This window comes from Cyanobium sp. BA20m-p-22, from assembly GCF_024346275.1.
GTDB lineage: Bacteria > Cyanobacteriota > Cyanobacteriia > PCC-6307 > Cyanobiaceae > Cyanobium_A.
The window spans coordinates 1-22411 of the sequence record NZ_JAGQCQ010000019.1 but is presented as its reverse complement, the minus strand read 5'-3'; the positions used below and the strand labels follow the sequence as shown (position 1 = coordinate 22411).

Genomic DNA, 22411 nt, shown 5'->3' with positions numbered 1-22411 from the left:
TCATCGAGCCGCGGCGGTTCTGACGGTTGATCAACACCGCATGGTCGGGGGTGATGGCACGGATGATCTCGGTCCAGCTCACCTCGCAACGGCTGCGCTGCTCCACCCGGCTGCCAATCGCCTCGAGCACCACATCGCCCGAGTGGAGCACATTGCTCTGGTCACGGTGATAGAGGGCCAGCGAGCCGAAGGCCCGTTCCACGATCATCTGGCCGAGGCGCACGGTGCTCGCCTTGAGGGCGATGTCGGTGACCCGGTGCACCGCCATGCCAGGCGACACTTCGAGCCAGAGACAGGCGTCGCCGGGGATCGGCAGGAAGCCCTGGCTCACGGTGCCCATGTAGGCAGCCAGCTGGGGCTGGAGTGAATCCAGAAAGACGTAGGTGCGCAGCTCGATCGACTGCACCTGGCTCGACTGGCGGGCCAGGCGGGAGCCTTCGCTGTCAGTGGTGATCACGCAGCTGGCGCCGGAGCTGCCGCTATCCACCTGGGTGCCTGTGACCAAGGATCCAGAACGGGGGCCCGCAGGTACCGAACCCCTGCCCGTGCCCGTTACAGATGCCGACGCTCCTTCCCGTCTCCGGCGCAGGGCCAATTCTTCTCGAGATGGCTGGCGAGCGGGCAAGGGTCCTTCGGGCAGCTTGCCCTTTCAGCTGGGCAACCGCGCCGGGATCTTAACCCTGGGGCCGGTTGCACCCTTGCCCATCGTTGCAGAGCCGGTAGGGTCCGGCCAACGTTGATGGGACGTTCATGACCAGCCGACAGCCAGCCGCCAGCACCGCTGCTGCCACAACCAGCCCGGCCCCGCTCCCAGAGTGGATGGCCGAAGCCGCGGCCCAGGGGGTGAAACCGGAGCAGGCCCTGGCCTTTATCGGCCTGGGCTTGATGCAGAAAATGGCCGGATCCGGCAACGACCTGCCCTGGATCTGGGCAGACTCTGATGACGGGGGCCGGGCCGATCTGGCAGCCCTGCGTCAGCGCCTCGAACTCACCCAGCTGGCACTCCAGACCGGTGCTCCCCTGACCACGGCCGAGGTCAGCCAGTTGCTAGGCGTACGCCCTACCAGTGAGAGCGTGGAACGGGCTGGAATCAGGGCTCGCCGACTCAGCCGCAATGTCTGGAAGCTGGCTAGGGCCGAAGGGGCCGATTCCCGCAGTGACGATGCCTTCCGGCGCCGTTTCTGAGCTCCACCAGGCCCTGGGGCAGCAGCGTCAAGCCAGCCCGACCAACTTCATGGATTCCTCCCACATGGCCTGGGCCGTACCCGGATTGCTGGCCTTATCGGAGAGCTCCTGGCTGAACTGCCTCCCCCCCTGCTTCTGACGGTTACCCCAGCTCCAGTGCACGCCGGAAGAACTGAAGGCTGGATCGGCTACCACCTGGGCCACCCTTTCGCCGGCCTGGGCCTGGCTCACATAGCCGCCGGTGATGTTTTTCTGGAACCAGGGGAAAATCCTCTGGAAGGCCAGGGGGGCATGGCGGAAGAGGGGGGAGTCGGCCACACAGCCCGGATACAGCGAATTGAAAACGATGCCGGTGCTGCCATGCAGGCGGCGATGCAGCTCCTGGGTGGTGATCATGTTGCAGAGCTTGCTGTCCTTGTAGGCCTTGCCGGGCTTGAAGGGCTTGCCGTTGGCCATGGCGATCGGGCCCTGGAAGCCGGCTTTGAAGCCGGCGAGATCGCCCAGATCGGCGGGAGCCGGGATCGGGATCTTGCCGCCTAGCTCCTTGGAATTGGCCGTCACCGTGCCCAGGATCACCACCCGGCGGGAGGGGTGGCTGGAGCGCTCCAGATCCGGCAGGAGGAGGTGGATCAGCAGGAATTGGCCCAGATGGTTGGTGGCCATCGAGATCTCGTAGCCCTGGGGGGAGCGCTCCGGCTGCTCCAGCCTGGGCTTGTAGACGGCCGCATTGATCACCAGCGCATCTAGGGGGCGTCCCAAGGAGGCCACCAGGGTTTCCGCCCCAGCCCGCACACTGTCCAGATCGGCCAGATCAAATCTCAGGTGGCTGAGCTGGGCCGAGGGGATAGCCAGGCTGTCGGCGGCAGCTGCCGCCCTGACCGGATCTCGGTTGGCGGTCACCACCTGCCAGCCCCGATCGGCCAGGGCCTTAGTGGCATGGAGGCCAACTCCAGAGGTGGTGCCGGTGATCAGAACCGTTCCGGCGCCAACTGCTTCAGCCATCAAACCCGGTGACAAAACGGGTTCCAACCTAGGGGCTGGGGCGGGCCTGCTCAGGGTTGTTCCACACCACACGGAGCCGGTTCGGGGCGATCCACTGGCTCTGTTCCCGGATCAGGCGCTGCTCCCCCTCCAACATGAACAGCTGGTCAAAGCGTTCCCTTGCCTTCAGCAGCTTGGTCTGCTCGAGTTCGAGCACGGCGGCGAGCTCTCCCTGGCGCTCCATCCGCTCCTGGTAAGCCGAGGTAAGGCGCGCCAGGCTGATGCCGGCCACAACCACCAGGCCCAGCTTCACGGCCAGGGCAATGAGGCTGCAGAGCAGTTCTTGGCGCTCCAGTGAGAGGCCGTGGAGGGCGGCAGTTTCCCCCCCTGAAACAACCTTCACAGCAGGTTGCTGTTCACGCCTGGATGCTGGCGCAGGCCTGGAGGTGGGCGCAGGCCTGGACACTTGCCGCATGCCGAGAAAAGCAATCCTTTAGGAACACAATTCTTGTAGCGGCAATGGCTCCTCTTGGCAATGGCTCCCCGTGGATATGGCTCCGAGGGAGCTCAGGCCTTGTAGAGCGAGAAGCAGAGACGCACGGCCAGCACCCCCGCATGGGCTGCCACCACCAGGGCAATCAGCACTTCGGCCAGGCTGAGGGTGGAAACCATGATGGCTGGAATCAACGGGATGTCCCATTCTTTGCCCATCGGTGGCTACGGTCCAGCTGCGCCCGCCCTGCTGTCACAGCTCTTGATGGCTCCGACCTGCTAATGCCCGTGGAGATCTCCGAGCAACAGATCCGCACCCTCGATCTCGCCCCGCTTCAACCCTGGGCAAGCCTCGACCCGGCAGCCCTGGTGCAACGGGCCGGATCCCTCGAACTCAACTTCGATTGGCCCCAGGCCGCAGAAGATCCCCGCGAACTCTCTGAGATCGCAGAACTGCGGCTCTGGTCCCTGCGGGCCGATGCGGAATATCCCTGGTTGCCCCTGGTGCTGGAGCGCGGCAGTGGCCAGCTCACCCGGCATGGGGCCATGCTGCTGCCCCACCAGTTCAGTCGCACCGAGGGGATCCGCTTTGCCCCCGAGGCCCTTGAGCTGTGGATGACCCATCGCCTGTTCGGCCTCGATGCCTGGGCCCGATCCCACAACCTGGGCATCCGCCAGGGGCTCACCCAGATGGCTGCGGTGCTGGGATTCGAGCTCGATGCCCAGTTCTGGGTTGGCTTACCGCCGGTCTGAGCTCTGGCAATCTCCCAGGGGTCTGGGCCCAGGATCAGCCAGTCGGCCCAAGCAACAGCTGCAGGGAGCGGCTTCCGCTCAGGAGCCCTAGGACCATCGTGAAGGCCCGCAACATCCAGACCAGGTAGACCCCACTGACCCGATCCAAGCGGGCGGCGGACCAGCTGGCGGCCAGGGCGGCCGTGGCCCCCAGGGCAAGGCCGACGGGCAGAAGGGCCCGGCCGTCCCTGAGAAAAGTGGTTGAGGCAACCGTGGCGGAAACCAGCACAGCCAGGCCGCTGAAGCGAATGGCCAGGTGGATGGGCACCCGCAGAAACCTCACCATCAGGGGCACCATCACCAGGCCGCCGCCGATGCCGAGCATGCCCGTAGCCAATCCCGCCATCCATCCCACGGCGGAAAGGCCCGGCAGGTTGGGGGGGGATTCGACCCCATCCTCGGGGAGGCCATGGGGCTGAATGGTGACTGTCAGTACGGCGTACATCAGCGCCTGCAGGGCCAACAGCTGCCAGCCCTGCACCCCCAGGCTCACCCGGCTGAACAGGCCCGCACCGAGGCCGGCCCCAATGGCAATCGCCAGGGCGGAGCGCCAGGGAAGGCTGCGGTTGGCCAGGTGCGTCCAGGTGGACCCGAGAGTGGTGGGCACGATCGCCAGGGTGCTGGTGGCAAGGGCCTGGTGCGGTTCCAGCCCCGCCAGCAAGAGCATGGGGGCGAACACCAGCCCCCCGCCAATACCCAGCAGACCAGACAGCAGCCCAGCCAGCAACCCCAGGGGGAGATAGGGCAACAGGCTCCACAACATCCTGGCAATCTGGGGTGATGGCGGCTCCATCAGCATCCCCCATGCCGCCCCTGAGGCTGCTGCCCAGCACCTGCCGGAGCGGGGCCTGGCAGATGGCCACCGACGCCTGGTTGCTGGAGCAAGCTGCGCCCAGCTTTCGCCTCTACAGCTGGCAGCGCCCAACCCTCTCGCTGGGATTTCACCAGGGCAAGGTGGAAGCCCACTGGAGCGAACTGGCCAGCGCCGGGGTGATCGATCTGGTGCGCCGGCCCAGCGGCGGCAGGGCAGTCCTCCATGCCGGCGAGATCACCTATGGCCTGGTCTGGCCCGGGGCGCCGCTGGGGCGCAAGCGGGCCTACGGCCTGGCCTGCCGCTGGCTGCTGGAGGCCTTTGCCCAGCTGGGCCACCCCCTGCAACCGGGCAGCCAAGCCAGCGCGGCGCAGCCCAGCAACTGTTTTGCCTCAGGCACCGCCGCAGACCTGGTCGACGCCGATGGGGCCAAGCGCATTGGCAGCGCCCAGCTCTGGCGCAGGGGCTGCCTGCTCCAGCACGGCTCGATCCTGGTCGAGCCAGCAGATGAGCTCTGGCAGCAGGTATTCAAGGCCCCGCCGCCCCGGCTGGCCAGGCTGCCCCTAGAGGGCTCCGCCCTCCAAATTCTGCTGATCCGATCGGCCCTGACCTGGCTGCCAACGGCCGGCTCAGGATGGACGGAAGGGGCCCTCAGCGGCGCTGAGCTCGCCACCATCGGAGCTCGCCTGGGGCCTTACACGGAGGGGCTATCTAGTGGCAGGGCTGGCAGGGCAGGGGCTTCGCCGCAGGCTTCCCCGGAGGCCAGCATCGATCGCACCACCTGGGGCAGGGCCAGGCCAAGCGGGTAGGTGCCTTGGCGCCGAGCTGCCTCGAGCAAGGGGGCAGGCAGCTTCAATCCCATCTTGACGAGCACAGCCTCCCCCAGTTCAGGCCGCTCGATCGTGCCGCAGGGCAGGCCCGCGGGGCTGAACACCAGCAGGCGGTCGCGGCCGCTGGCTTCGAGTTGTTGCACCGCCTGCCAGAGCGGGGCTGAGTCCCGAATCGAAGGCAGGCTGTCCAGGGGCTGGATGTGGTCACCGATCCGATCGCTATCCCAGCGCTGCACCGGCAGCTGCTGCAGTGGGGTGTCGTCAATGACCCCCTGCCAACGGCCGCGATCGCAGACCAGCAGCCAGTCGCCCTGGCCGGCGTCACTGGCCTGGGCCAGGCGGATCCTGCTCAGCTCCCGCAGGGGGCCGGAGGCCTCAAGCACCCGAAAACGACGACCTGCCGCATCCCGCACCTTGAGTTCATTGAGGGTGCGCTGCAGCACCAGCATCTGGCGTTGGTTGCGGGATGCACCCAGGCCAAACCAGCCCAGCAGCATCAACCAGGCCCCACTGAGCCCCGCCCCCCGCAGCAGCAGCACCGTGCCCAGGCCGATCGCGAAAAGGGAGAGGATGCGCCCGGATTGGTTGGCTACCTCCACGCCCCGCCTTTGGCTGCCACTGATCTGCCACACCAGGGCCTTGACGATCAGGCCGCCGTCGAGGGGCAGACCGGGCAGCAGATTGAACAGGGCCAGCACCAGGTTGAGGCTGCCTAGCTGGGCAACCATCGCCCCCAGCAGCGGCGAGAGATGGGCTGCAGAGTGGGTAGCAGCCAGCAGACCCACGCCCAACAGAAGGCTGACGGCCGGCCCCGCTGCAGCCACCAGCAGGGCCCCTCGGGCCGTGCTGCATTCCCGCTCCACGCTGGCCACACCCCCCAGCAGAAACAAGGTGATGCTGCTGACCTGAACGCCCTGGGTCAGGGCAACCAGGGAATGGCCCAGTTCGTGCAGGAGAACTGACACGAACAGCAGCAGGGCCGTCAGCAGACCCAGGGCCCAGAGGACGCCAGCACTGACGGGATCCTTGAGGCTCAGGCTGTATTGCTGCTGGAAGGCCACGGTGGCAAGCACCAGGATCACAAACCAACTCGGATGGATGCGCAGGGGGATCCCGCGGATCTTGAACAGCTGCCAGCCCTCTCCCACGGCCCCTCCACCGGCACGACAACCGGGCCAGGCCCGCCATCAGAAAGCTGATCCTAGAAAGGTGGCATGCCAGATGCCCACCCATGCCCCGCCCCCGGCTCAAGATCTGCGGACTGCGGCAGCCGGCCCAAGCCGCAGCGGTCGCCCTTCTGGGCGCCGATGCCATCGGCGTCATCGGCGTGACAGGGTCGCCTCGATACGTAGATCCGGCCGAACGCCAGGCGCTGTTTGCCGCCGTGCAGGCCGCAGCCCCCGGCTGCCAGCGGGTGTTGGTGGTGGCCGATCCCGATGGGGCCACGCTGGCCCAGCTGGGGGCAGATAGGGGGCATGGGATTCTCCAGCTGCACGGTTCGGAAAGCCCGCAGCGCTGCCGGGAGCTGGGAGAAAAACTGGGCTGCGAGCTCTGGAAAGCCCTGCGCATCCGCAGCCCGGAGGATCTGCAGCGGGCAGCCGCCTACGCGGAGGTGGTGGATGCCCTGCTACTCGATGCCTGGCTACCTGACCAGCTAGGTGGGACGGGCCATCCCATCCCGATTGACTGGCTGGATCAGTTTCAGCCGCCCCTGCCCTGGTGGCTGGCGGGGGGCATTAGCGCCGACCGGGTCGCGCCGGTGCTGGCCCGGCTGAGCCCCACTGGCCTCGATGCATCCAGTGGCGTGGAGCGCAGCCCTGGCGACAAGGACCTCGAGCTTGTAGCGGAGCTGGTTGGCGCCATCAGCGCAGCTGGCTGAGAAGACCTTTTGGGGCCAAAATCAACTGAACTTTTCCCTCTGCTGATGGGTCCCTGCCCTGGACAACAAAGCCAACGCAAGCTGGGTCTGGGCAGCTGCCTGGCCCTGGTGCTGGCCTGGATGCCGGTCTGGATACCGGAGGGGGTGGCGGCCCAGGACCTGGTGGGCTGCCAGCTGGTGGATGGCCAGCTCTCCTGCGTGCCTGGGGTCAGTGCCGATCCCCAGGCCCAGATCCAGGCCCTACGTCAGCAGATCTCCAGCGATCTGCAGCAGGAAAGCGCCGTCCAGCAGCAGATCAATGGATTGGAGCAGCTGGCGCTCCAGGGCGAGGCCATCGCGGGTCAGGTGCTGCAGGCCACGGCCCTGGCGGACGTGCTGGCGGCCCTGCCGCCCCAAGACTTCCACTGGTACCGGCGCAGCCCGGGCAGCAGCCAGTGGCTACTGATCGTGGAGGCCTCCGGACCCAGCTATGCCCTCCAGCCCCAGGATGTTTCAGCGGAAGTGATGCTGGTGGTGGCCGTCTCCCCGGCCGGTGCCCCAGTCCAGCGCCAGGCTTCCCGACCCGTGGGGCCGGTGCTACCGGCTCCCTAAGAGCAGGCGCCCGGCCGAGGAAGATGGCTTAATCTAGAGAGGATTGCTCATCAATAGAGCAAAGATTCCTGCTGTTTGACAAGTTCAAAAAATTCAGCCTTGAGGCTGGGATCGGCCCGGAAATCACCGCGAACCACGGAGTTGACCATGCTGGTTTGCGGTTCTTTGACACCGCGCCACTTCATGCAGAAGTGCTGGGCCTTGACCAGGATAGCCAAACCTTGGGGCTCACAGAGCCTTTCGATTTCATCGGCCAGGATCATCACGGCCTCCTCTTGAATGTGGGGCCGGGAAAAGACCCAATCTGCCACCCGTGAAAATTTGGATAGGCCGATAACCCTTTCGCCGGGCTTGATTCCGATCCAGCAGTTGCCGAGGATGGGAACCAGGTGATGGGAGCAGGCTGAGCGCACGGAGATGGGGCCAACCGTGTAAATTTCGTCGAGCTTTTTAACGTTTGGAAAACTGGCGATCTTGGGCTGTTCGTGATATCTGCCCTTGAAGACCTCATGGAGGTACATTCTGGCGACGCGTTCAGCCGTTTCCTCGGTGTTGTGGTCCCTATCGATATCTATCACCAGGCTGCGCAGCAGCTCACGCACCTTGCCCGCAACTTCGATTTCCAACTGCTCAAGCTCCCCATCCTTGAGATGGTCAGCAATGTTGTCGTTGGCGAAATAGGCAACGGCATCGGCTTCAAGCCGCTCCCGAATTCGGACGCTGACGGGCAAGGGGCCAGCGTCCGGGGCACTCGAGCGGGAGGGAAGGCTGGAGGGCAAGGTGGAGGTCATGGAGGTGCTCAAAACGCGCCGGCAGCCGGCATGAGGGTGAGGTCTTCCACCACCTGGGTGGCGGGCTGTTGGGCCAAATACAGCAGGGCTTCAGCTGCCCGCTCGGCGTCAAGCATGGCACGGCGATCGAAGGTACTGTGGACGGTTTCGCTCTCCCAGAGGGGGGTATTCACCGAACCAAGGGTCAGGGTGCTGACCCGTATTCCGTGGGCCCGTTCTTCAGCGGCCAGACAGCGGCTGAACGCTGCTAGGGCAGCCTTGCTGATGCAGTAGGCACCCCAGTCTGGGAAGGCGTGGTGGGCCGCATGGCTGCTGACGTTGATGATGTGGCCTCCCCCAGCCTGGCGCAGCCCAGGCAACAGAACCTGACATAGCTGGAATACGGCAGTCAGGTTTAGTTGCATCAGCCGCTGCCACTGCTCAAGCGACATGGCAGCCAGCGGGCCGGTGTAAGCCATGCCCGCATTGTTGACTACCACAGTGGGGGCTAGACCTCGGGCGCAAAGTGCAGCCACACCGGGCGCGATGGCCGCCGGATCGGTTAGGTCAAGGGCCTGGATCTCAACCCGACGGCCCAGGGGCTCGAGCTCAGCGGCCAGGCCATCAAGCTCGGCAGAGGGCCGGGCTAGCAGCAGCAGGTCGTAGCCAGCTGCGGCAAAAATGCGGGCCGCCGCGGCACCGATGCCCCGGGAAGCCCCGGAAATCAGGGCCACTGCCGATGAATCAGACAAGAGGCAAGGTTGCGAGGGGAGAGCGGTTGCAATGGAAGGGCGCTCTTGGGTCAACCCTAAGGACCCCGGGCTGGCTCTGGGGCCTCGCTCTCGAGGAAACGGCCCATGCGCCGAAACTTCCCATAGCGCTGCTCGATCAGCTGCTTTTCACTCAGGCCCTGGAGCTCGGCCAGTTGCTCGAGCAGGGCCGTCTTCAAGGTTTCCGCGGCCTGTAAGGGTGCCCAGTGGTTGCCGCCGCAGGGCTCCGGCAACACCAGATCAACAACGCCGAGCTTGAGCAGGTCTGGACCAGTGATTTTCAGCGCTTCTGCAGCGGCGGAAGCCTTGCCCGCATCCCGCCAGAGAATCGAGGCACAGGCTTCCGGACTCGCCACGGTGTAGACGCTGTGCTCAAACATCAGCAGCCTGTCGGCCACACCGATCCCGAGGGCGCCGCCGGAGCCACCCTCACCGATCACGGTGGCCAAAATCGGCACCCGCAGGCGGAACATCTCGCGCAGATTGACGGCAATCGCCTCGCCCTGGCCCTGTTCCTCTGCCAGCACGCCGGCGTAGGCGCCAGGAGTGTCGATGAAGCTGAGGATCGGCAGGCGGAAGCGGTCGGCATGTTCCATTAGCCGCATCGCCTTGCGGTAGCCACCGGGAGAGGCCATGCCGAAATTGCGGGCCACGTTTTCCTTGGTGTCACGCCCCTTCTGATGGCCCAGCAACACGACAGCCTGGTCCCCGATCCGGCCCACGCCCCCGACTAGGGCCTTGTCGTCACTGCCGCGCCGATCCCCATGCAGCTCCAGCCACTCATCGGTGATCACCTGGATGTAGTCCAGGGTGCTGGGGCGTTGGGGGTGGCGGGCAACCTGAATCTTCTGGGCAGGAGTTAGGGCCTCGAAGATGTCCTTGCGGCGGCGGGTTGCCAAGGTTTCAAGCTGCAGCAGCTGCTGGCTCACATCCACTTCCGAGTCTCGCGCCAACTGGCGGATCTGCTCGATCTGCTCCTCCAGCTCAACCAGCGGTTTTTCGAACTCCAGCAGGGCGCGACGGGCCATGGCGGGGGGTGCTACGGGATTGGGCAAAGGGGCTAGACAGGGGCCATGGCCAGTGAGGCGTCCGGCTGCAAGCTGAGGCTGAGGGCCTCAAACCCATGGCGCAGGGAGGCCGCGCCGATCAGGTCCATCTTGTCAAGGCTGATGTTGTTGCGGCCCCAGCTGAAGTTGGTATGGATGCCTTCAAACTCCAGCAGGATCGCCTCGGCGAAGCAGGCAAACATCTGCCTGCTGGGATTTGCCATCTCCGCCATTTCCATCATCTGCCAGGTGATGTCGCTGAAGAATTCCACGATTCCACCCTTGAGCACGTGGATGCCGGCGCCGTTGGCCTTGCTGTCGAGGTTTTTCGGGTAGCCGCCATCGATCATCAGGCAAGGTGATTTGAGTTTGTCGACATCGATGCTGAGGGTCTGGGGCAGGCTGGCGACCCAAACAACCACATCCGCCTGAGGCAAGGCTTCCTCGAGGCTGAGAATCTGGCCACCGCCAAGCTCCTGCTGCAGGTCCACCAGGGGTTGCTGTTGGCGGGCCACCAGCAGCAGTTCCTTGATGCCAGTGCGCTGGCTCAGCCAGCGACAAACCGCACTGCCGATATCCCCGGTGGCGCCAACCACTGCAACACTGGCCTGGCGCAGGTCAATACCCAGCCGGGGAGCATTGGTTTCAACCTGACGGCAAATCACCCAGGCCGTATGGGTATTGCCCGTGGTGAAGCGCTGCCACTCCAGAGTTGTGGAGCGGATCTGCTGCTCTTTGAGCAGGTTGAAATTTTCAAAAATGATCGAGGTGAAGCCGCCCAGGGCTGTGATGTCGAGGCCACTTTTCTGGGCCAGCTCCATGGCGCTCAACACCTTGCGCCTGGCCGTTTTGAAACGGCTCAACATCTCAGGCACAAAGCAGGAGTCGATGTAGGCGCCTTCGATCTTCTTGCCACTGGGGTTGGTTACCTCCAACCGCTCCACCAATTGGGGTGGGGCGCTGCACCACATATCCAGGTTGCCCTCGGCAAACTCCTCAAAGCCGAGGCTGCGTGCTTTGGCACGGGCCTCCTCAAAGTTTGTGGAGTGACCGATCAGGCCGAACATTGCCGAATCCCTAGGGATGTCGCCGACGCTACATCCCTCCAGGGGACCGGGCTCAACCCACCAGGGCGGCCGCAGCCATCCGGGCGATCTCCCGGCTGGTGAGGCCGACGTCCAGCAGGGCCTCCTGGTAGGAGCTGAGGAAATCGGCCATCAGGTCTTCCTGATCCATCTGCAGCACGGAAGCGTCGCTGGCAACCTGCTCCAGCATTTTGCGCACCAGGGGCAGGTTGGCCCGGTTGGCCTGCTCCAGCTCCTCGCGGCAGGTCTCCAAGTTGGCCTTGAGCCACTGCTGGCCGTAATTGAGGTGGGTGTATTCGTCTTTGACCACTCCCTCAGTGATCTTGCGGGCGAAGGGATCGGCGACCGGAATGTAGATGTGGTAAGCGGAAATCGCGAAGGCCTCAATCAAGATGGCCTGGATCAGCAGGCAGGTGACCACCTTGCCTTCGGCCAGCGCCGTCTGAAAGTTGCCGTGCAGGGGGGCGAAGAATTCCTTGGCAAAGGGCATGTCTGCGGTCACACCAAGGTTGTTGGCACAGGCAGTGAACCCCTTCATGTGCTTGATCTCCATGCGAGCGAGGCGGCCCAGCTCTTCAGCCTGATCGGGGATCAGGGTACCGATAGATATGTAGTTGTCATGGGCTTCTTGCTCACCTTCGATCACGATCGCATTGATGCGGCTGTAGGCATCCTTATAAAGCTCGCTGCTGAAGTCTGGGAGCTGGTCGGTGGCAGAGGCCCCGGACACTGCGGACACTGCAGGAGCGGCGGTGGATACAGCAGCGATGGATGCCATGGCTTCGGATCTGGTGGAACGGTTAAGCGAACTGTAACCACCCTCAGTGGGGAGCTGGCCAGGCGCTGTTCAGCAGGGCATCAAGCCGCTGCCGCCAACCCGCCACCAGCAGGTCAAACAACCTTTCGCCGAGGGCGGCAGAGGCACCCCGGGCGTCGCCAATGACGCCGCTGGAGCTGAGGTTGTGGCTGAACCAGGCCAGGGGAGCCCCAGCCTCCAGGCTCCAGCCCGTGGGGATGGTCAGCCCCGTGCCATCGCAGGGACGCTCCTGGCCCACCAGCTGGGGGGCTAGGTGCAGCATCAGACTCGTTTCCGCCAGGCCGGCATGGAGGCCCTCCGATCGCTCCGGCTCGGGGATCAGCTCGGCAATGCCCTCCGGGCCATTCCAGAGGAAACAGGGGAATACCGCCAGCTCTGGGGAGAGCAGGCCCAGCTGGCGCGCAGCCGTCTGCAGCAGGGCAATCTGGCCGCCATGGGCATTGAACAGCACCAGGCGCTGGAATCCCGCCGCGGCCAGTTGCTGACCCACGGCCACGGTCAGCTCGATCAGCAGGGCCGGGGAAAGGCTGAGGGTGCCGGGGAAGCCGCGGTGCTCCGGGGAACACCCAATGCTCTGCAGGGGCAGCCTCAGAATCGGCAGGGCTGGATCGAGGCTTGCCAGCACCGCATCCAGCACCCGCTCGGCAAATAGGCCATCGGTGCATAGGGGAAGGTGGGGCCCATGCTGCTCAACTGCCCCCCACGGCCAAACCACCGTGCTCCCCGGCTGGGCGGCCAGCTGCTCCACCTGGGGCCAGGCCAGACACTGCAGATGGCGCTGATGGTCCATGGCTTCAGAACTGATCCCTACAGTGTGGAGCTCTGAGCTCACCGTGGAGATGGCCGATACCGGCAGCCAACAGCCCCCATCTTCATCCGCCGGCCCGGGATCGTCCTCCTCCAGGCCCCGCCCCCCCGTCGCCCCCAGGCCCCTGCCGGTGGCGCCGCTGCGCAAGCCCCCCCAGGTGGTGATGATCCGCAAGGATGAGCCAGCGCCGCCAGCGCCGGAGCCCAAGACCCTCCAAGCCCCCCAGCCTGGCCCCCCCCAGCCGGCGGCTCCAGGCCTCCCCCCTTCAGACGATGGGGAGCTGTTTGAAATGGGCTCGATGGAGGGCCTCAGCATGGCCGACCTGCTGGGTCCGGACCCCAGCCAACGGGGCCAGGCCAAGCGATCCGCCCCAACTCCTAAGCAGGCGGCCCGCAGTGTGGACGACTTCGATTTCGACGAAGAAGCCTTCCTGGCTGCCCTGGATGACCACGAGCCCCACGGCACCACCGGCGAAGTGGTGCGGGGCACGGTTATCGGCATGGAGAGCGATGGGGTCTATGTGGATATCGGCGGCAAGGCCCCGGGCTTCATGCCCAAAAGTGAATGCGGGCTGGGGGTGATCACCAACCTGAAGGAGCGTTTCCCGAAGGGCCTGGAGCTCGAAGTGCTCGTCACTCGCGAGCAAAACGCCGACGGCATGGTGACGATCAGCGCCCGCGCCCTGGCCCTGCGCCAGAGCTGGGAGAAGGTGCGCCAACTGGAGAAGGAGGGCAAGGTTGTGCAGGTGAAGGTGAACGGCTTCAACCGGGGTGGTGTCACCTGCGAGCTGGAGGGCCTGCGCGGCTTCATCCCCCGTTCCCAACTGCAGGAGGGCGAGAACCACGAGGCCCTGGTGGGCAAAACCCTTGGCGCCGCCTTCCTGGAAGTCAACCCGGAAACCCGCAAGCTCGTGCTGTCGGAGAAGAGGGCGGCCACCGCTGCACTCTTCCAAAATTTGGAGGTTGGCCAGCTGGTGGAAGGCCAGGTGGTGTCGATCAAGCCCTACGGACTGTTCGTGGATCTGGGGGGGGTGAGCGGACTGCTGCACCAGTCGGCGATCACCGGAGGCCAGCTGAGGGATGTGCGGGAGGTATTCGGACAGGGCGAGCGGCTCCAGGCTCTGATCACCGAGCTGGATCCGGGCAGGGGGCGCATCGCCCTCAACACCGCGCTGCTGGAGGGGCAACCGGGCGAATTGCTGATTGCCCGTGACACGGTGATGGCCGAGGCCGCAGACCGGGCCAACCGGGCCCGGGCCAGCCTGCGTCAGAGGGAACAGGACGCCGGATGATGCAGGCCCCTGACTGGGAACTCGACTATTACTCCCGTCCGATTCTGGAAGCCGATGGCAAGAAACGCTGGGAACTACTGATCTGCTCCACCCCAGAGGTTGGGGCAGGCGATGACGGAACCTCGCACCAGTTTCGTTGGGTGCAGACCTGCCCCGCAACCAGCGTCAACTCAATCTGGCTGAAGGAAGCGCTGGAGCAGGCCCTCTGCGCCGCGGAGGACCAGGGCTTCGCCCCGCCGCGGCGCCTGCGTTGCTGGCGTGCCTCGATGCGCACCATGGTGCAGCGGGCTGCCGAGGGCCTGGGCATGGAGCTGGTGAGCAGCCGCCGCACCTACGCCTTGGTCAACTGGCTGCAGGAGCGGGAGCGCAGGGTGTATCCCCAGGAGCCTGGCTACATGGCGGGCCCCCTGGCCCCCCCGCCCCAGCCGCTCCGCCCGATCGCCGTGCCCCTGCCCGAGGCCGCCCGCGGCGAGAGCTGGGCCTGGGCCAGCGTACCCCTGGAGGCGCTGGCCGGGGCCTGGGAATGGGATCTGGGGTTCGCAGGTCTGGTGCCCCTGCCGCCCGGCCTGGAGGCCGAGGTGCCCGTGCCCGGCATTCGCCTCTTCAGCCCCAGCAGGGCCCTCGCCCTGGCGGGCTGGCTGGCGGGCCTGGAGCCGGTGCGGCTGGAGATCAGCGGGCTGCAACTGGTGCTGGAAGCCGGCATGGAAGACCGCTGGCTCCTGACCAACCTGGACCAGGCTGAGGCAGAGGCTGCCGCCAGAGCCTTTGCCGCAGCGCGCACCCAGGCTGGGGGCCTGCAATTCATGGCCGTGCAGGCCAACGAAGCTGATCAGCGCTTCGAGGGCTTCTGGCTGCTGCGCGACCTACCCGACGCCTGAGCTGCCAGCCCATGGCCGAAGCGGTTGATCCACCCTTTGACAAGCCCGACCGGGACTTCAACAGCCTGGAGGGCTGGACCTGGGTGGGCACCTATGGCGGCTATTACCTCCAGTGCGACCTCCTTCAGGGCTTCGAGCACGGGTTTTTCACCCGCCAGTGGCAGGGGCGAGGGCCCGAAGTCCTGGCGGGCTACGTGAGTGCCGGGGTGAGCGTGCACCGACCCCAGCAGGTCCACGGCAATCAGGTCCTCGCGGCGAGCCAGGCGGCCTGCCAGCCCTGGCCAAAAGCCGATGGACTGGTAAGCGATGGCGGAGGCCAGAGCCTGTGGGTATGCGGGGCCGATTGCACCCCGGTACTGATCGCAGATCCCGGCTCCGGCCGGGTGGCGGCCTGCCATGCCGGCTGGCGGGGTGTGGCCAGCAACATCCTGAGCTCGGCCATTGGCCAACTCGTGGCCAGCGGCAGCCAGGCAGACCAGCTGGTCGTGGCCCTGGGCCCGGCGATCAGTGGGGTCTGCTACCAGGTGGAGCGCGGCGTGAGTGAACAGGTGGCCTGGGGCCTGAAGGCCAACGTTGCTGGCTCTAAGCAACTGCCGGCCGCCCTCGAGGTCTTACGTCGATGTGGGGCCCTGCTGGATGACCCGGATCCCAAGCGGGACCGGCTGGACATCCGGGCTGCAGCGCAGTGCCAGCTCGAATATCTCGGCATTGCTCCGGATCGAATTGGGGTCTGCCCTCTGTGCACAGCTAGTGAATCACTGCTTTTTCACTCTTGGCGACGCGACCAGATCAAAGCGGTTCAGTGGAGCGGCATTGTTTCTCAGACTTGACTCCCAGACTTGACTGCCAAACTCGACTGCCAAACTCGACTGCCAGAACTGCTTTTAGAGCGGATCCACTCAGCAGATGCTTGCACCATTGGCGAGTGCTGGGCAATAATGCAGAAGTTGCATAAACGTTATCCATGCTCACCGGCGCAGACCTCCTCGCGAAGGTCAAAGAACTTGGAGACGTCAGCAAGTCTGATCTCGTGCGGGCTTGCGGCTACATCTCCCACAAGAGGGATGGATCTGAGCGGCTGAACTTCACAGCTTTTTATGAAGCACTTCTGAATGCTAAAGGCGTTGATTTCGGCGGCACCTCCAAAACCGGCAAAGGTGGCCGCAAGCTCAGCTTCAACACCAAGATTCAGTTCAATGGCAACCTGATGGTGGGCAAGGCCTATACAGCCATGCTCGACCTCAAACCCGGGGATGAATTTGAGATCAAATTGGGTCGCAAGCAGATTCGCCTTGTGCCCCTTGGCGCTGAAGATGAGGATGAGTGATCGACAGGGCCACCTGCTCGGCCACTTTGATGCCGTCAATGGCAGCTGAGAGGATTCCACCGGCATAGCCGGCACCCTCCCCAGCTGGAAACAACCCTGGAGTGTTTGTGCACTCCAGGGTTGTTTGGTCTCGAGGCAAGCGCACTGGCGAGGATGTGCGTGTTTCGACGCCCGTCAGCAGGGCCCCCTCCATCGCATACCCGGGGATTCGCCGCGCAAAAATGGGCAGGGCCTCCCGGATCGCCTCCAGCACAAAAGGAGGCAGGCAGCTGTCCAGGTCGCCGTAGCGCACGCCGGGCTGATAGGAGGGCTGGACCCCCTGGGCACAGCGGCTGGGCCGGCGGGCCAGGAAATCGCCAACCAACTGGGCTGGGGCCATGTAGGAGGAGCCCCCGGCGGCGTAGGCCAGCCCTTCCCAGTGGCGCTGAAAGGCGACGCCGGCCAGCGGATCGCCTGGCCTTTCGCCGTAGGGGGTGAGGTCGGCGAGGTCGATGCTCACCACCAGGCCGCTATTGGCGTTGCGCTCGTTGCGGGAATGCTGACTCATGCCATTGGTCACCACGCGGCCCTCCTCGGAGGTGGCGCCCACCACCAGCCCGCCAGGACACATGCAGAAGCTGTAGACGCTGCGGCCAAGCAGGCCAGGGGCGCTGCAGTGGTGCACCAACTTGTATTCAGCCGGGCCCAGGCGGGGGTGGCCGGCGGCCTCACCCCAGCGCGCCCGGTCGATCAGGCTCTGGGGATGCTCGATGCGCAGTCCCACCGCAAAGGGTTTAGGGACCATCGCCACACCGGCAGCTTTAAGCATGGCGAAACTGTCGCGGGCGCTGTGGCCCAGGGCCAACACCACCCGGTCGGCCCCAATCCGCTCGCCGCCCGCCAGCACCAGGCCCCGCACCGCCCGCTCCTGGGGATCGAGCTCCAGGCCATCAACCCGGCACTGGAAGCGCACCTCACCGCCAAGGGCCTCGATGCGACGCCGCAGGCCCCGCACCACCGTGGCCAGCTTGTAGGTGCCGATGTGGGGATGGTGCAGGGTGAGAATTTCGGGGTTGGCCCCGGCCGCCACCAACTCCTCCAGCACCTTGCGCACATAGGGCTTGGCCTCACTCACCTGGCTGTAAAGCTTGCCGTCGGAGAAGGTGCCGGCCCCCCCCTCGCCAAACTGGGCATTGGATTCGGGATCGAAGCGGCAGGTGCCCTTCCAGAAGCCGAAGGTGTCGGCGGTGCGTTCCCTGATCGCCTTGCCCCGCTCCAGCAACAGGGGGCGGAAGCCCATCTGGGCCAGCAACAGGGCGGCGAAGTAACCGCAGGGGCCAGCCCCCACCACCACTGGACGCAGGTCGTTGGCGCAGGCCACGGCCACCGGGTGGTAGGTGGTGTCGGGGCTGGGCCCCAGGTGGGGATCAGCGGCGAGGCGCTTCAACAGGCCTGCTTCAGCGCGGCGATCAAGGGCCAGCTCCAGGTCGAGGCTGTACACCAAGGCGATCGCCTTGGGCTTGCGGGCATCGACGCTGCGCTTAACCAGCCGCAGGGCCCCCAGCTGAGGCGATTCGAGACGCAGCCGCCGACATACCGCGGCCCTCAGATCGGCCTCCGTGTGCTCGAGGGGCAGTTTCAGTTGGCTCAGTCGCAGCACAGGCAACTCCTGGAGGCCCGCCCAAGGGGATTGGGCGCCTTAGATGGCGTTATTCCAGCAGTCTCGTCCGGCCGTGGCCCGAAATCCCATCGGCCTGCCAGGGTGGGAAGTGATTCGCTGGCGCCTCCATGGGGATCACCCACTGCCCCCTCTGCATCGGTTTGGCTGTTCTTTGCGTGGTGCGCGCCACGGCCCACGGCACCCTGCTCTTGAGCCAGCCTGCTCTTGAGGCTCTCTGGCTGAAGCGCCCAGGTGCGCTAAGCATGGGCAGCACTGCTGCGCACTGAACCCTGCATGGACCTTTGGTCTGGCCCCCAGCTCAACCGCCGTGGCTTCCTAGGACTGGCCGGTCTGACCGGTCTGACCATTACGGCAGTGGCGGCCGGCCAGATCCCCGCCCGGGCGGCCACCGGCGATGCCAGTCGGCTCCAAGCCCCCCGGGGCGACCTGCGCCTGGTGGCCATCAGTGATCTCAACAGCAGTTACGGCTCCACCAGCTACCTGCCCGAGGTGCTGCGGGCCGTAAAGCTGATTCCGGCCTGGAAGCCCGATCTGGTGCTCTGCGGCGGCGACATGGTCGCCGGCCAGAAGCAGGGGCTCAGCCAGGTGCATCTCAGTGCCATGTGGGCCTCCTTCGACCGCCAGCTGCTGGCGCCCCTGCGGCGGGCGGGATTGCCGGTGGCGATCACCATGGGCAACCACGATGCCTCGGCGGCCCGCTCCGGCGGGCGCTACGTGTTTGAACTCGACAGACAGGAGGCCGGCCGCTACTGGCGCGGCCAGCAAGATTCGCTGGGGCTGGAATTTGTCGATGCCAGCCGTTTCCCGTTCGCCTACAGCGTGCGCCAGCACGACCTGTTCCTACTGGTGTGGGATGCCTCCTCCGCCACCGTGCCCGCCGAGCAGGTGGCCTGGGCCGAGCGCCAGCTGAGCAGCCCGGCAGCGCAATCCGCCCGGCTGCGGCTGGTGCTGGGCCATCTGCCCCTCTATGCGGTGGGACAGGGCAGGGACACCCCCGGCAACGTGCTGCAACAGAGCGACGCCTTGCGGAAGCTACTGGAGCGCACAGGAGCCCACGCCTACATCAGTGGCCACCACCACGCCTACTTCCCCGGGCGGGTGGGGCAACTGGATCTGCTCCACCTCGGAGCCCTGGGCAGCGGCCCACGCCGGCGCCTCCAGGACAACACGCCGCCGGTGCAGACCCTCACCCTGATCGATGCCTTCTGGCCCAAGGGTGACGAGGCGGGACGCACGGTTTACACCAGCTTCAACATGACCACCCTGCAGCCAATCCGCAGCCAGCAGCTACCGGCCCAGATCCGCCCCAGCTTTGGGCCGGTGCTGGGCCGGATCAGCTGAGCCAGAGCCGCTAGGGCTCTGGGGAGCGCCCCAGGCTGGCCTCGATCCTGGCCACCTCCAGCCGGGTGGCGATCACGGCGTCGGGGTTGAGGCTGATCGAATCAATGCCCTCCTCCACCAGGAAGCGGGCGAAGTCGGGGTAGTCGCTGGGGGCCTGGCCGCAGATGCCGATCTTGCGGCCGCAGCGCTTGGCGCTTTGGATCGCCATGCGAATCATCGCCTTCACGGCCGGATGGCGCTCGTCAAACAACTCAGCCACCAAGGCTGAATCGCGATCCAGGCCCAGGGTGAGTTGGGTGAGGTCGTTGGAGCCGATCGAGAAGCCATCGAAGCGCTCGGCAAATGCCTCTGCCGCGATCACGTTGCTGGGCAGCTCGCACATCACATACACCTCCAGACCGTTTTCACCCCGCACCAAGCCGGAGCGGGCCATTTCTGCCAACACCCGATCCCCCTCCTCGGGGGTGCGGCAGAAGGGCACCATCGGGATCACATTGGTGAGGCCCATGCCATCGCGCACCCGTTTGAGGGCCTGGCATTCCAAGGCGAAGGCAGCGCGGAAGGCCGGGGCGTAGTAGCGCGAAGCCCCCCGCCAGCCCAGCATTGGGTTCTCCTCATCGGGCTCAAAGGCCCCGCCGCCGAGCAGTCGGGCATATTCGTTGCTCTTGAAATCGGAGAAGCGCAGGATCACCGGCCGGGGGTAGAAGGCCGCGGCAATGCGGGCCATCCCCTGGGCCAGCAGATCGACGTAATACTCCGCGGGGCTGGCATGGCCGGCCGTCAGCTGGGCGATGGCCGCCCGCTGGGTGGAGTCGGCCAGCCGCTCCGGGGCCAGCAGGGCCATCGGATGCACCTTGATGTGGTTGGCAATGATGAACTCCAGCCGCGCCAGGCCCACCCCGTCGCAGGGGATGGCGGCCAGGTTGAAGGCCTCCTCCGGATTGCCCACGTTCATCAGGATCTGGGTGCGGGTAGCGGGCAGATCGCCGATGGGCTGCTCCGTCACCGAGAACGGCAGGGTGCCGCTGTACACCCGGCCCACATCGCCTTCGCAGCAGCTGATCGTGATGGCGTCGCCGTCTTGGATGCGCTGGGTGCCATCACCGGTGCCGACGATGGCCGTGATGCCCATCTCGCGGGCAATGATCGCCGCATGGCAGGTGCGGCCGCCCTGGTCGGTGACCACGCCGCTGGCTCGCTTGAGGATCGGCTCCCAGTCGGGATCGGTGCGCTCGGTGATCAGCAGATCGCCGCTCTCAAAGCGCTCGATCTCGCCGGGATGGCGGATTACCCGCGCTACACCGCTGCTCACCGAGGCTCCGATGGCGCGGCCGCTCGCAAGGGTTTCGGCCTGGTGGGGCTCCAGGTGCCAGCTGCGCAGCACCGCCTGCTGCTGGCGCGACTGCACGGTTTCCGGGCGGGCCTGGAGGATGAACAGCTCGCCGCTGAGGCCATCTTTTGCCCACTCGATATCCATCGGCGTCGGCGAGCCCCGTTTGGCGCTGTAATGGCGCTCGATGCAGCAGGCCCAGCGGGCCAGGTTGAGGGCCTCGTCATCGCTGAGGGCAAAGCGGTCGCGCTCGGACTGGGGCACCGCCTCGTTGACCAGGCCGACGCCCGCCTCGCCGTGCACCATCCGGATCGCCTTGCTGCCCAGCCGTTTGCTGAGGATCGGCGCGAAGCCCTGCTCGAGCGTGGGCTTGAAGATCAGCAGCTCATCGGGGTTCACCGCACCCTGCACGACGTTTTCGCCCAGGCCGTAGGCGGCGGTAAGCAGCACCGCATCGCGGAAGCCGGTTTCGGTGTCGATGCTGAACATCACCCCAGCGCAGGCCAGGTCGGAGCGCACCATCCGCTGCACCCCGACCGAGAGGGCCACCTCCAGGTGATCGAAGCCATTGAGCTGGCGGTAGGAGATGGCCCGATCGGTGAACAGCGAGGCGTAACAGCGGCGGCAGGCCTCAAGCAGGGCCGCCTCGCCCTGGATATTGAGGAAGGTCTCCTGCTGGCCGGCGAAGCTGGCATCGGGCAGGTCTTCAGCGGTGGCGCTGGAGCGCACCGCTACCGCTGGCAAAACGCCATCTGGTGTTGCCAGCTCTCGATAGGCAGCCAGGATTGCAGCGCTCAGATCGGCCGGCAGGCTGGCGTTCAACAGCAGGGCCCGGGCGGCCTTGCCAGCGGCCTGCAAAGCGCCGAGATCTTCTGTATCAAGCCCCGCCAGCAGGGCCCGCAGCGGTCCATCGAGGCCATTGGTGCGCAACAGGTGGCGGTAGGCACCTGCCGTAGTGGCAAAGCCCCCCGGCACCCGCACACCCTGCTCTGCCAGCTCCCGGATCATCTCCCCGAGGGAGGCGTTCTTGCCGCCCACGGCGGCTATGGCCTCGATGCCCACCTGGTTGAAGGGCAGCACCAGGGTTTCAGCAGAAAACATGCGACCAGGGCAGCCAAACCCAACTCTGGCGCCTGCCCCCCCCCCCTGCCAGCCAGCCGAAACAGGTGCGAGAGTGGGCTGAACAATTTTGCTTCGCAGCGCTTTTTGTGACCCGCTTATCCCTGGCCTGGATCACTGCTTCCGCCATCGGCGCACCAGCCCTGCTTGGCGCAACAGCCCTGCTTGGCGCACCAGCCCTGGCCCAATCCGCAGCAGCTCCCGCGAAGCCAGTGTCGATTGAAACGATGAACGACCTGGCCCTGGCGGCAGCGGTCAATGTTTGCGAACTGGCGGTGGAACAGAAGCTGCCGGTGCAGAACGGGGTCATTTCCAACGCAAAGGCCATCACCTACGTGGTGAGCACCTTGCATGGCAGCGAGATTGCCGGAACGGGCAAACTCGAAGCCTCCCAGATCGTCAACGGCACGATCGTGCAGATCGTCGGCCGGGTAAAGCAGGGCTGCTACGCCAAGATCACTGATGCTGACAAAAAATTTGTCGATGAGGTGATCGCCCAGTTCACTGCCCAGGCCAACAAGCAGCAACCGAAGAAGTAGGCGCTAGCCCCCTCAGTCGTGATCGCCTGGCTCGGGGTCAGCCTCGGGCAACAGCTGGGCCAGCAGACC

25 protein-coding genes are annotated in these 22411 nt (G+C 65.7%); 11 read left to right on the top strand and 14 right to left on the bottom strand.

The features are described 5' to 3' along the window. Window positions 1–505 (bottom strand): BMC domain-containing protein (locus tag KBZ15_RS03230; RefSeq protein ID WP_255013285.1); only part of this gene is annotated, 505 nt, incomplete at its 3' end. A 245-nt stretch (window positions 506–750) separates the two neighbouring features. Between KBZ15_RS03230 and KBZ15_RS03225 the strand changes: the two genes are divergently transcribed. Continuing rightward, window positions 751–1185 (top strand): hypothetical protein, encoded by a 435-nt coding sequence (locus KBZ15_RS03225; RefSeq protein WP_396123392.1) that lies wholly within the window; start codon window positions 751–753, stop codon window positions 1183–1185. Between the two features lie 27 nt (window positions 1186–1212). Here KBZ15_RS03225 and KBZ15_RS03220 read toward each other — a convergent pair whose 3' ends face one another. The 3 genes from KBZ15_RS03220 to psaM all read right to left on the bottom strand — a co-directional run bounded on the left by KBZ15_RS03220 (window position 1213) and on the right by psaM (window position 2838). Next, a complete protein-coding gene (locus KBZ15_RS03220) occupies window positions 1213–2187 on the bottom strand; it encodes a protochlorophyllide reductase (RefSeq protein ID WP_255013283.1) in 975 nt (324 codons plus the stop codon). 28 nt (window positions 2188–2215) lie between these two features. After that, window positions 2216–2569, bottom strand: coding sequence for a hypothetical protein (locus KBZ15_RS03215; protein WP_254930605.1), 354 nt, complete (start codon window positions 2567–2569; stop codon window positions 2216–2218). A 164-nt stretch (window positions 2570–2733) separates the two neighbouring features. Further along, a complete protein-coding gene (gene psaM / locus KBZ15_RS03210) occupies window positions 2734–2838 on the bottom strand; it encodes a photosystem I reaction center subunit XII (RefSeq protein ID WP_197149960.1) in 105 nt (34 codons plus the stop codon). 102 nt (window positions 2839–2940) lie between these two features. On the opposite strand from psaM, the gene KBZ15_RS03205 reads away from it, so the two are divergent. Further along, on the top strand, window positions 2941–3411 hold the full coding sequence (locus KBZ15_RS03205; protein WP_255013281.1) for a CRR6 family NdhI maturation factor: 471 nt from the start codon (window positions 2941–2943) through the stop codon (window positions 3409–3411). A 34-nt stretch (window positions 3412–3445) separates the two neighbouring features. Here the strand turns inward: KBZ15_RS03205 and KBZ15_RS03200 are convergent, their stop codons facing one another. Further along, entirely contained in the window at window positions 3446–4243 is a 798-nt protein-coding gene (locus KBZ15_RS03200; RefSeq protein ID WP_255013279.1) for a sulfite exporter TauE/SafE family protein, read from the bottom strand. Here KBZ15_RS03200 and KBZ15_RS03195 point away from each other — a divergent pair. Beyond that, window positions 4231–5070 carry a lipoate--protein ligase family protein gene (locus KBZ15_RS03195; RefSeq protein WP_255013277.1) on the top strand — a complete coding sequence of 280 codons (840 nt, stop codon included), beginning with the start codon at window positions 4231–4233 and terminating at the stop codon, window positions 5068–5070. The genes KBZ15_RS03200 and KBZ15_RS03195 overlap by 13 nt on opposite strands. Here the strand turns inward: KBZ15_RS03195 and KBZ15_RS03190 are convergent. Next, window positions 4956–6239 carry a site-2 protease family protein gene (locus tag KBZ15_RS03190; protein WP_255013275.1) on the bottom strand — a complete coding sequence of 428 codons (1284 nt, stop codon included), beginning with the start codon at window positions 6237–6239 and terminating at the stop codon, window positions 4956–4958. The genes KBZ15_RS03195 and KBZ15_RS03190 overlap by 115 nt on opposite strands. Before the next feature lie 83 nt (window positions 6240–6322). On the opposite strand from KBZ15_RS03190, the gene KBZ15_RS03185 reads away from it, so the two are divergent. Together KBZ15_RS03185 and KBZ15_RS03180 are read left to right on the top strand one after the other, a co-directional pair. Then, window positions 6323–6970, top strand: a complete 648-nt coding sequence (locus KBZ15_RS03185; RefSeq protein WP_255013273.1) for a phosphoribosylanthranilate isomerase — start codon at window positions 6323–6325, stop codon at window positions 6968–6970. 45 nt (window positions 6971–7015) lie between these two features. Beyond that, window positions 7016–7561 (top strand): hypothetical protein, encoded by a 546-nt coding sequence (locus tag KBZ15_RS03180; RefSeq protein ID WP_255013272.1) that lies wholly within the window; start codon window positions 7016–7018, stop codon window positions 7559–7561. 50 nt (window positions 7562–7611) lie between these two features. On the opposite strand, the gene folE is transcribed toward KBZ15_RS03180, so the two are convergent. From folE to KBZ15_RS03150, 6 genes are all read right to left on the bottom strand, one after another. Beyond that, window positions 7612–8352 (bottom strand): GTP cyclohydrolase I, encoded by a 741-nt coding sequence (gene folE, locus KBZ15_RS03175; protein WP_255013270.1) that lies wholly within the window; start codon window positions 8350–8352, stop codon window positions 7612–7614. Window positions 8353–8360: 8 nt separating this feature from the next. Continuing rightward, window positions 8361–9065, bottom strand: coding sequence for an SDR family oxidoreductase (locus tag KBZ15_RS03170; protein ID WP_255013268.1), 705 nt, complete (start codon window positions 9063–9065; stop codon window positions 8361–8363). A gap of 74 nt (window positions 9066–9139) precedes the next feature. Then, window positions 9140–10129: an acetyl-CoA carboxylase carboxyltransferase subunit alpha gene (locus KBZ15_RS03165; RefSeq protein ID WP_255013266.1), complete on the bottom strand. Its 990-nt coding sequence runs from the start codon at window positions 10127–10129 to the stop codon at window positions 9140–9142. 32 nt (window positions 10130–10161) lie between these two features. After that, the gene (locus KBZ15_RS03160) at window positions 10162–11214 is read right to left on the bottom strand and encodes a long-chain acyl-[acyl-carrier-protein] reductase (protein WP_255013264.1); all 1053 of its coding nucleotides are present in this window, start codon (window positions 11212–11214) and stop codon (window positions 10162–10164) included. A 52-nt stretch (window positions 11215–11266) separates the two neighbouring features. Further along, window positions 11267–12010 carry an aldehyde oxygenase (deformylating) gene (locus KBZ15_RS03155; RefSeq protein WP_255013262.1) on the bottom strand — a complete coding sequence of 248 codons (744 nt, stop codon included), beginning with the start codon at window positions 12008–12010 and terminating at the stop codon, window positions 11267–11269. A 43-nt stretch (window positions 12011–12053) separates the two neighbouring features. Beyond that, complete coding sequence (locus tag KBZ15_RS03150; protein ID WP_255013260.1) at window positions 12054–12839, bottom strand: creatininase family protein; 786 nt, start codon at window positions 12837–12839, stop codon at window positions 12054–12056. A gap of 181 nt (window positions 12840–13020) precedes the next feature. Between KBZ15_RS03150 and KBZ15_RS03145 the strand changes: the two genes are divergently transcribed. From KBZ15_RS03145 to KBZ15_RS03130, 4 genes are all read left to right on the top strand, one after another. Further along, window positions 13021–14148, top strand: coding sequence for a S1 RNA-binding domain-containing protein (locus KBZ15_RS03145; protein ID WP_396123393.1), 1128 nt, complete (start codon window positions 13021–13023; stop codon window positions 14146–14148). After that, the gene (locus tag KBZ15_RS03140; protein WP_255013258.1) at window positions 14145–15026 is read left to right on the top strand and encodes a Tab2/Atab2 family RNA-binding protein; all 882 of its coding nucleotides are present in this window, start codon (window positions 14145–14147) and stop codon (window positions 15024–15026) included. The genes KBZ15_RS03145 and KBZ15_RS03140 overlap by 4 nt, the downstream gene beginning before the upstream one ends. A gap of 11 nt (window positions 15027–15037) precedes the next feature. Continuing rightward, window positions 15038–15856 (top strand): peptidoglycan editing factor PgeF, encoded by an 819-nt coding sequence (gene pgeF, locus KBZ15_RS03135; RefSeq protein WP_255013256.1) that lies wholly within the window; start codon window positions 15038–15040, stop codon window positions 15854–15856. Window positions 15857–15990: 134 nt separating this feature from the next. Continuing rightward, window positions 15991–16353 (top strand): AbrB family transcriptional regulator, encoded by a 363-nt coding sequence (locus tag KBZ15_RS03130; RefSeq protein WP_197149991.1) that lies wholly within the window; start codon window positions 15991–15993, stop codon window positions 16351–16353. Here KBZ15_RS03130 and KBZ15_RS03125 read toward each other — a convergent pair. Then, a complete protein-coding gene (locus KBZ15_RS03125; RefSeq protein WP_255013287.1) occupies window positions 16292–17992 on the bottom strand; it encodes an FAD-dependent oxidoreductase in 1701 nt (566 codons plus the stop codon). The two genes, KBZ15_RS03130 and KBZ15_RS03125, sit on opposite strands and share 62 nt — an antisense overlap. Window positions 17993–18286: 294 nt before the next feature. On the opposite strand from KBZ15_RS03125, the gene KBZ15_RS03120 reads away from it, so the two are divergent. Then, window positions 18287–19354 carry a metallophosphoesterase gene (locus KBZ15_RS03120; protein WP_255013254.1) on the top strand — a complete coding sequence of 356 codons (1068 nt, stop codon included), beginning with the start codon at window positions 18287–18289 and terminating at the stop codon, window positions 19352–19354. 10 nt (window positions 19355–19364) lie between these two features. Here KBZ15_RS03120 and ppsA read toward each other — a convergent pair whose 3' ends face one another. Next, window positions 19365–21785 carry a phosphoenolpyruvate synthase gene (gene ppsA, locus KBZ15_RS03115; RefSeq protein WP_255013252.1) on the bottom strand — a complete coding sequence of 807 codons (2421 nt, stop codon included), beginning with the start codon at window positions 21783–21785 and terminating at the stop codon, window positions 19365–19367. Window positions 21786–21892: 107 nt separating this feature from the next. Here ppsA and KBZ15_RS03110 point away from each other — a divergent pair, with 107 nt between their 5' ends. Beyond that, window positions 21893–22342: a hypothetical protein gene (locus tag KBZ15_RS03110; RefSeq protein ID WP_255013251.1), complete on the top strand. Its 450-nt coding sequence runs from the start codon at window positions 21893–21895 to the stop codon at window positions 22340–22342. Window positions 22343–22411 lie beyond the last annotated feature (69 nt).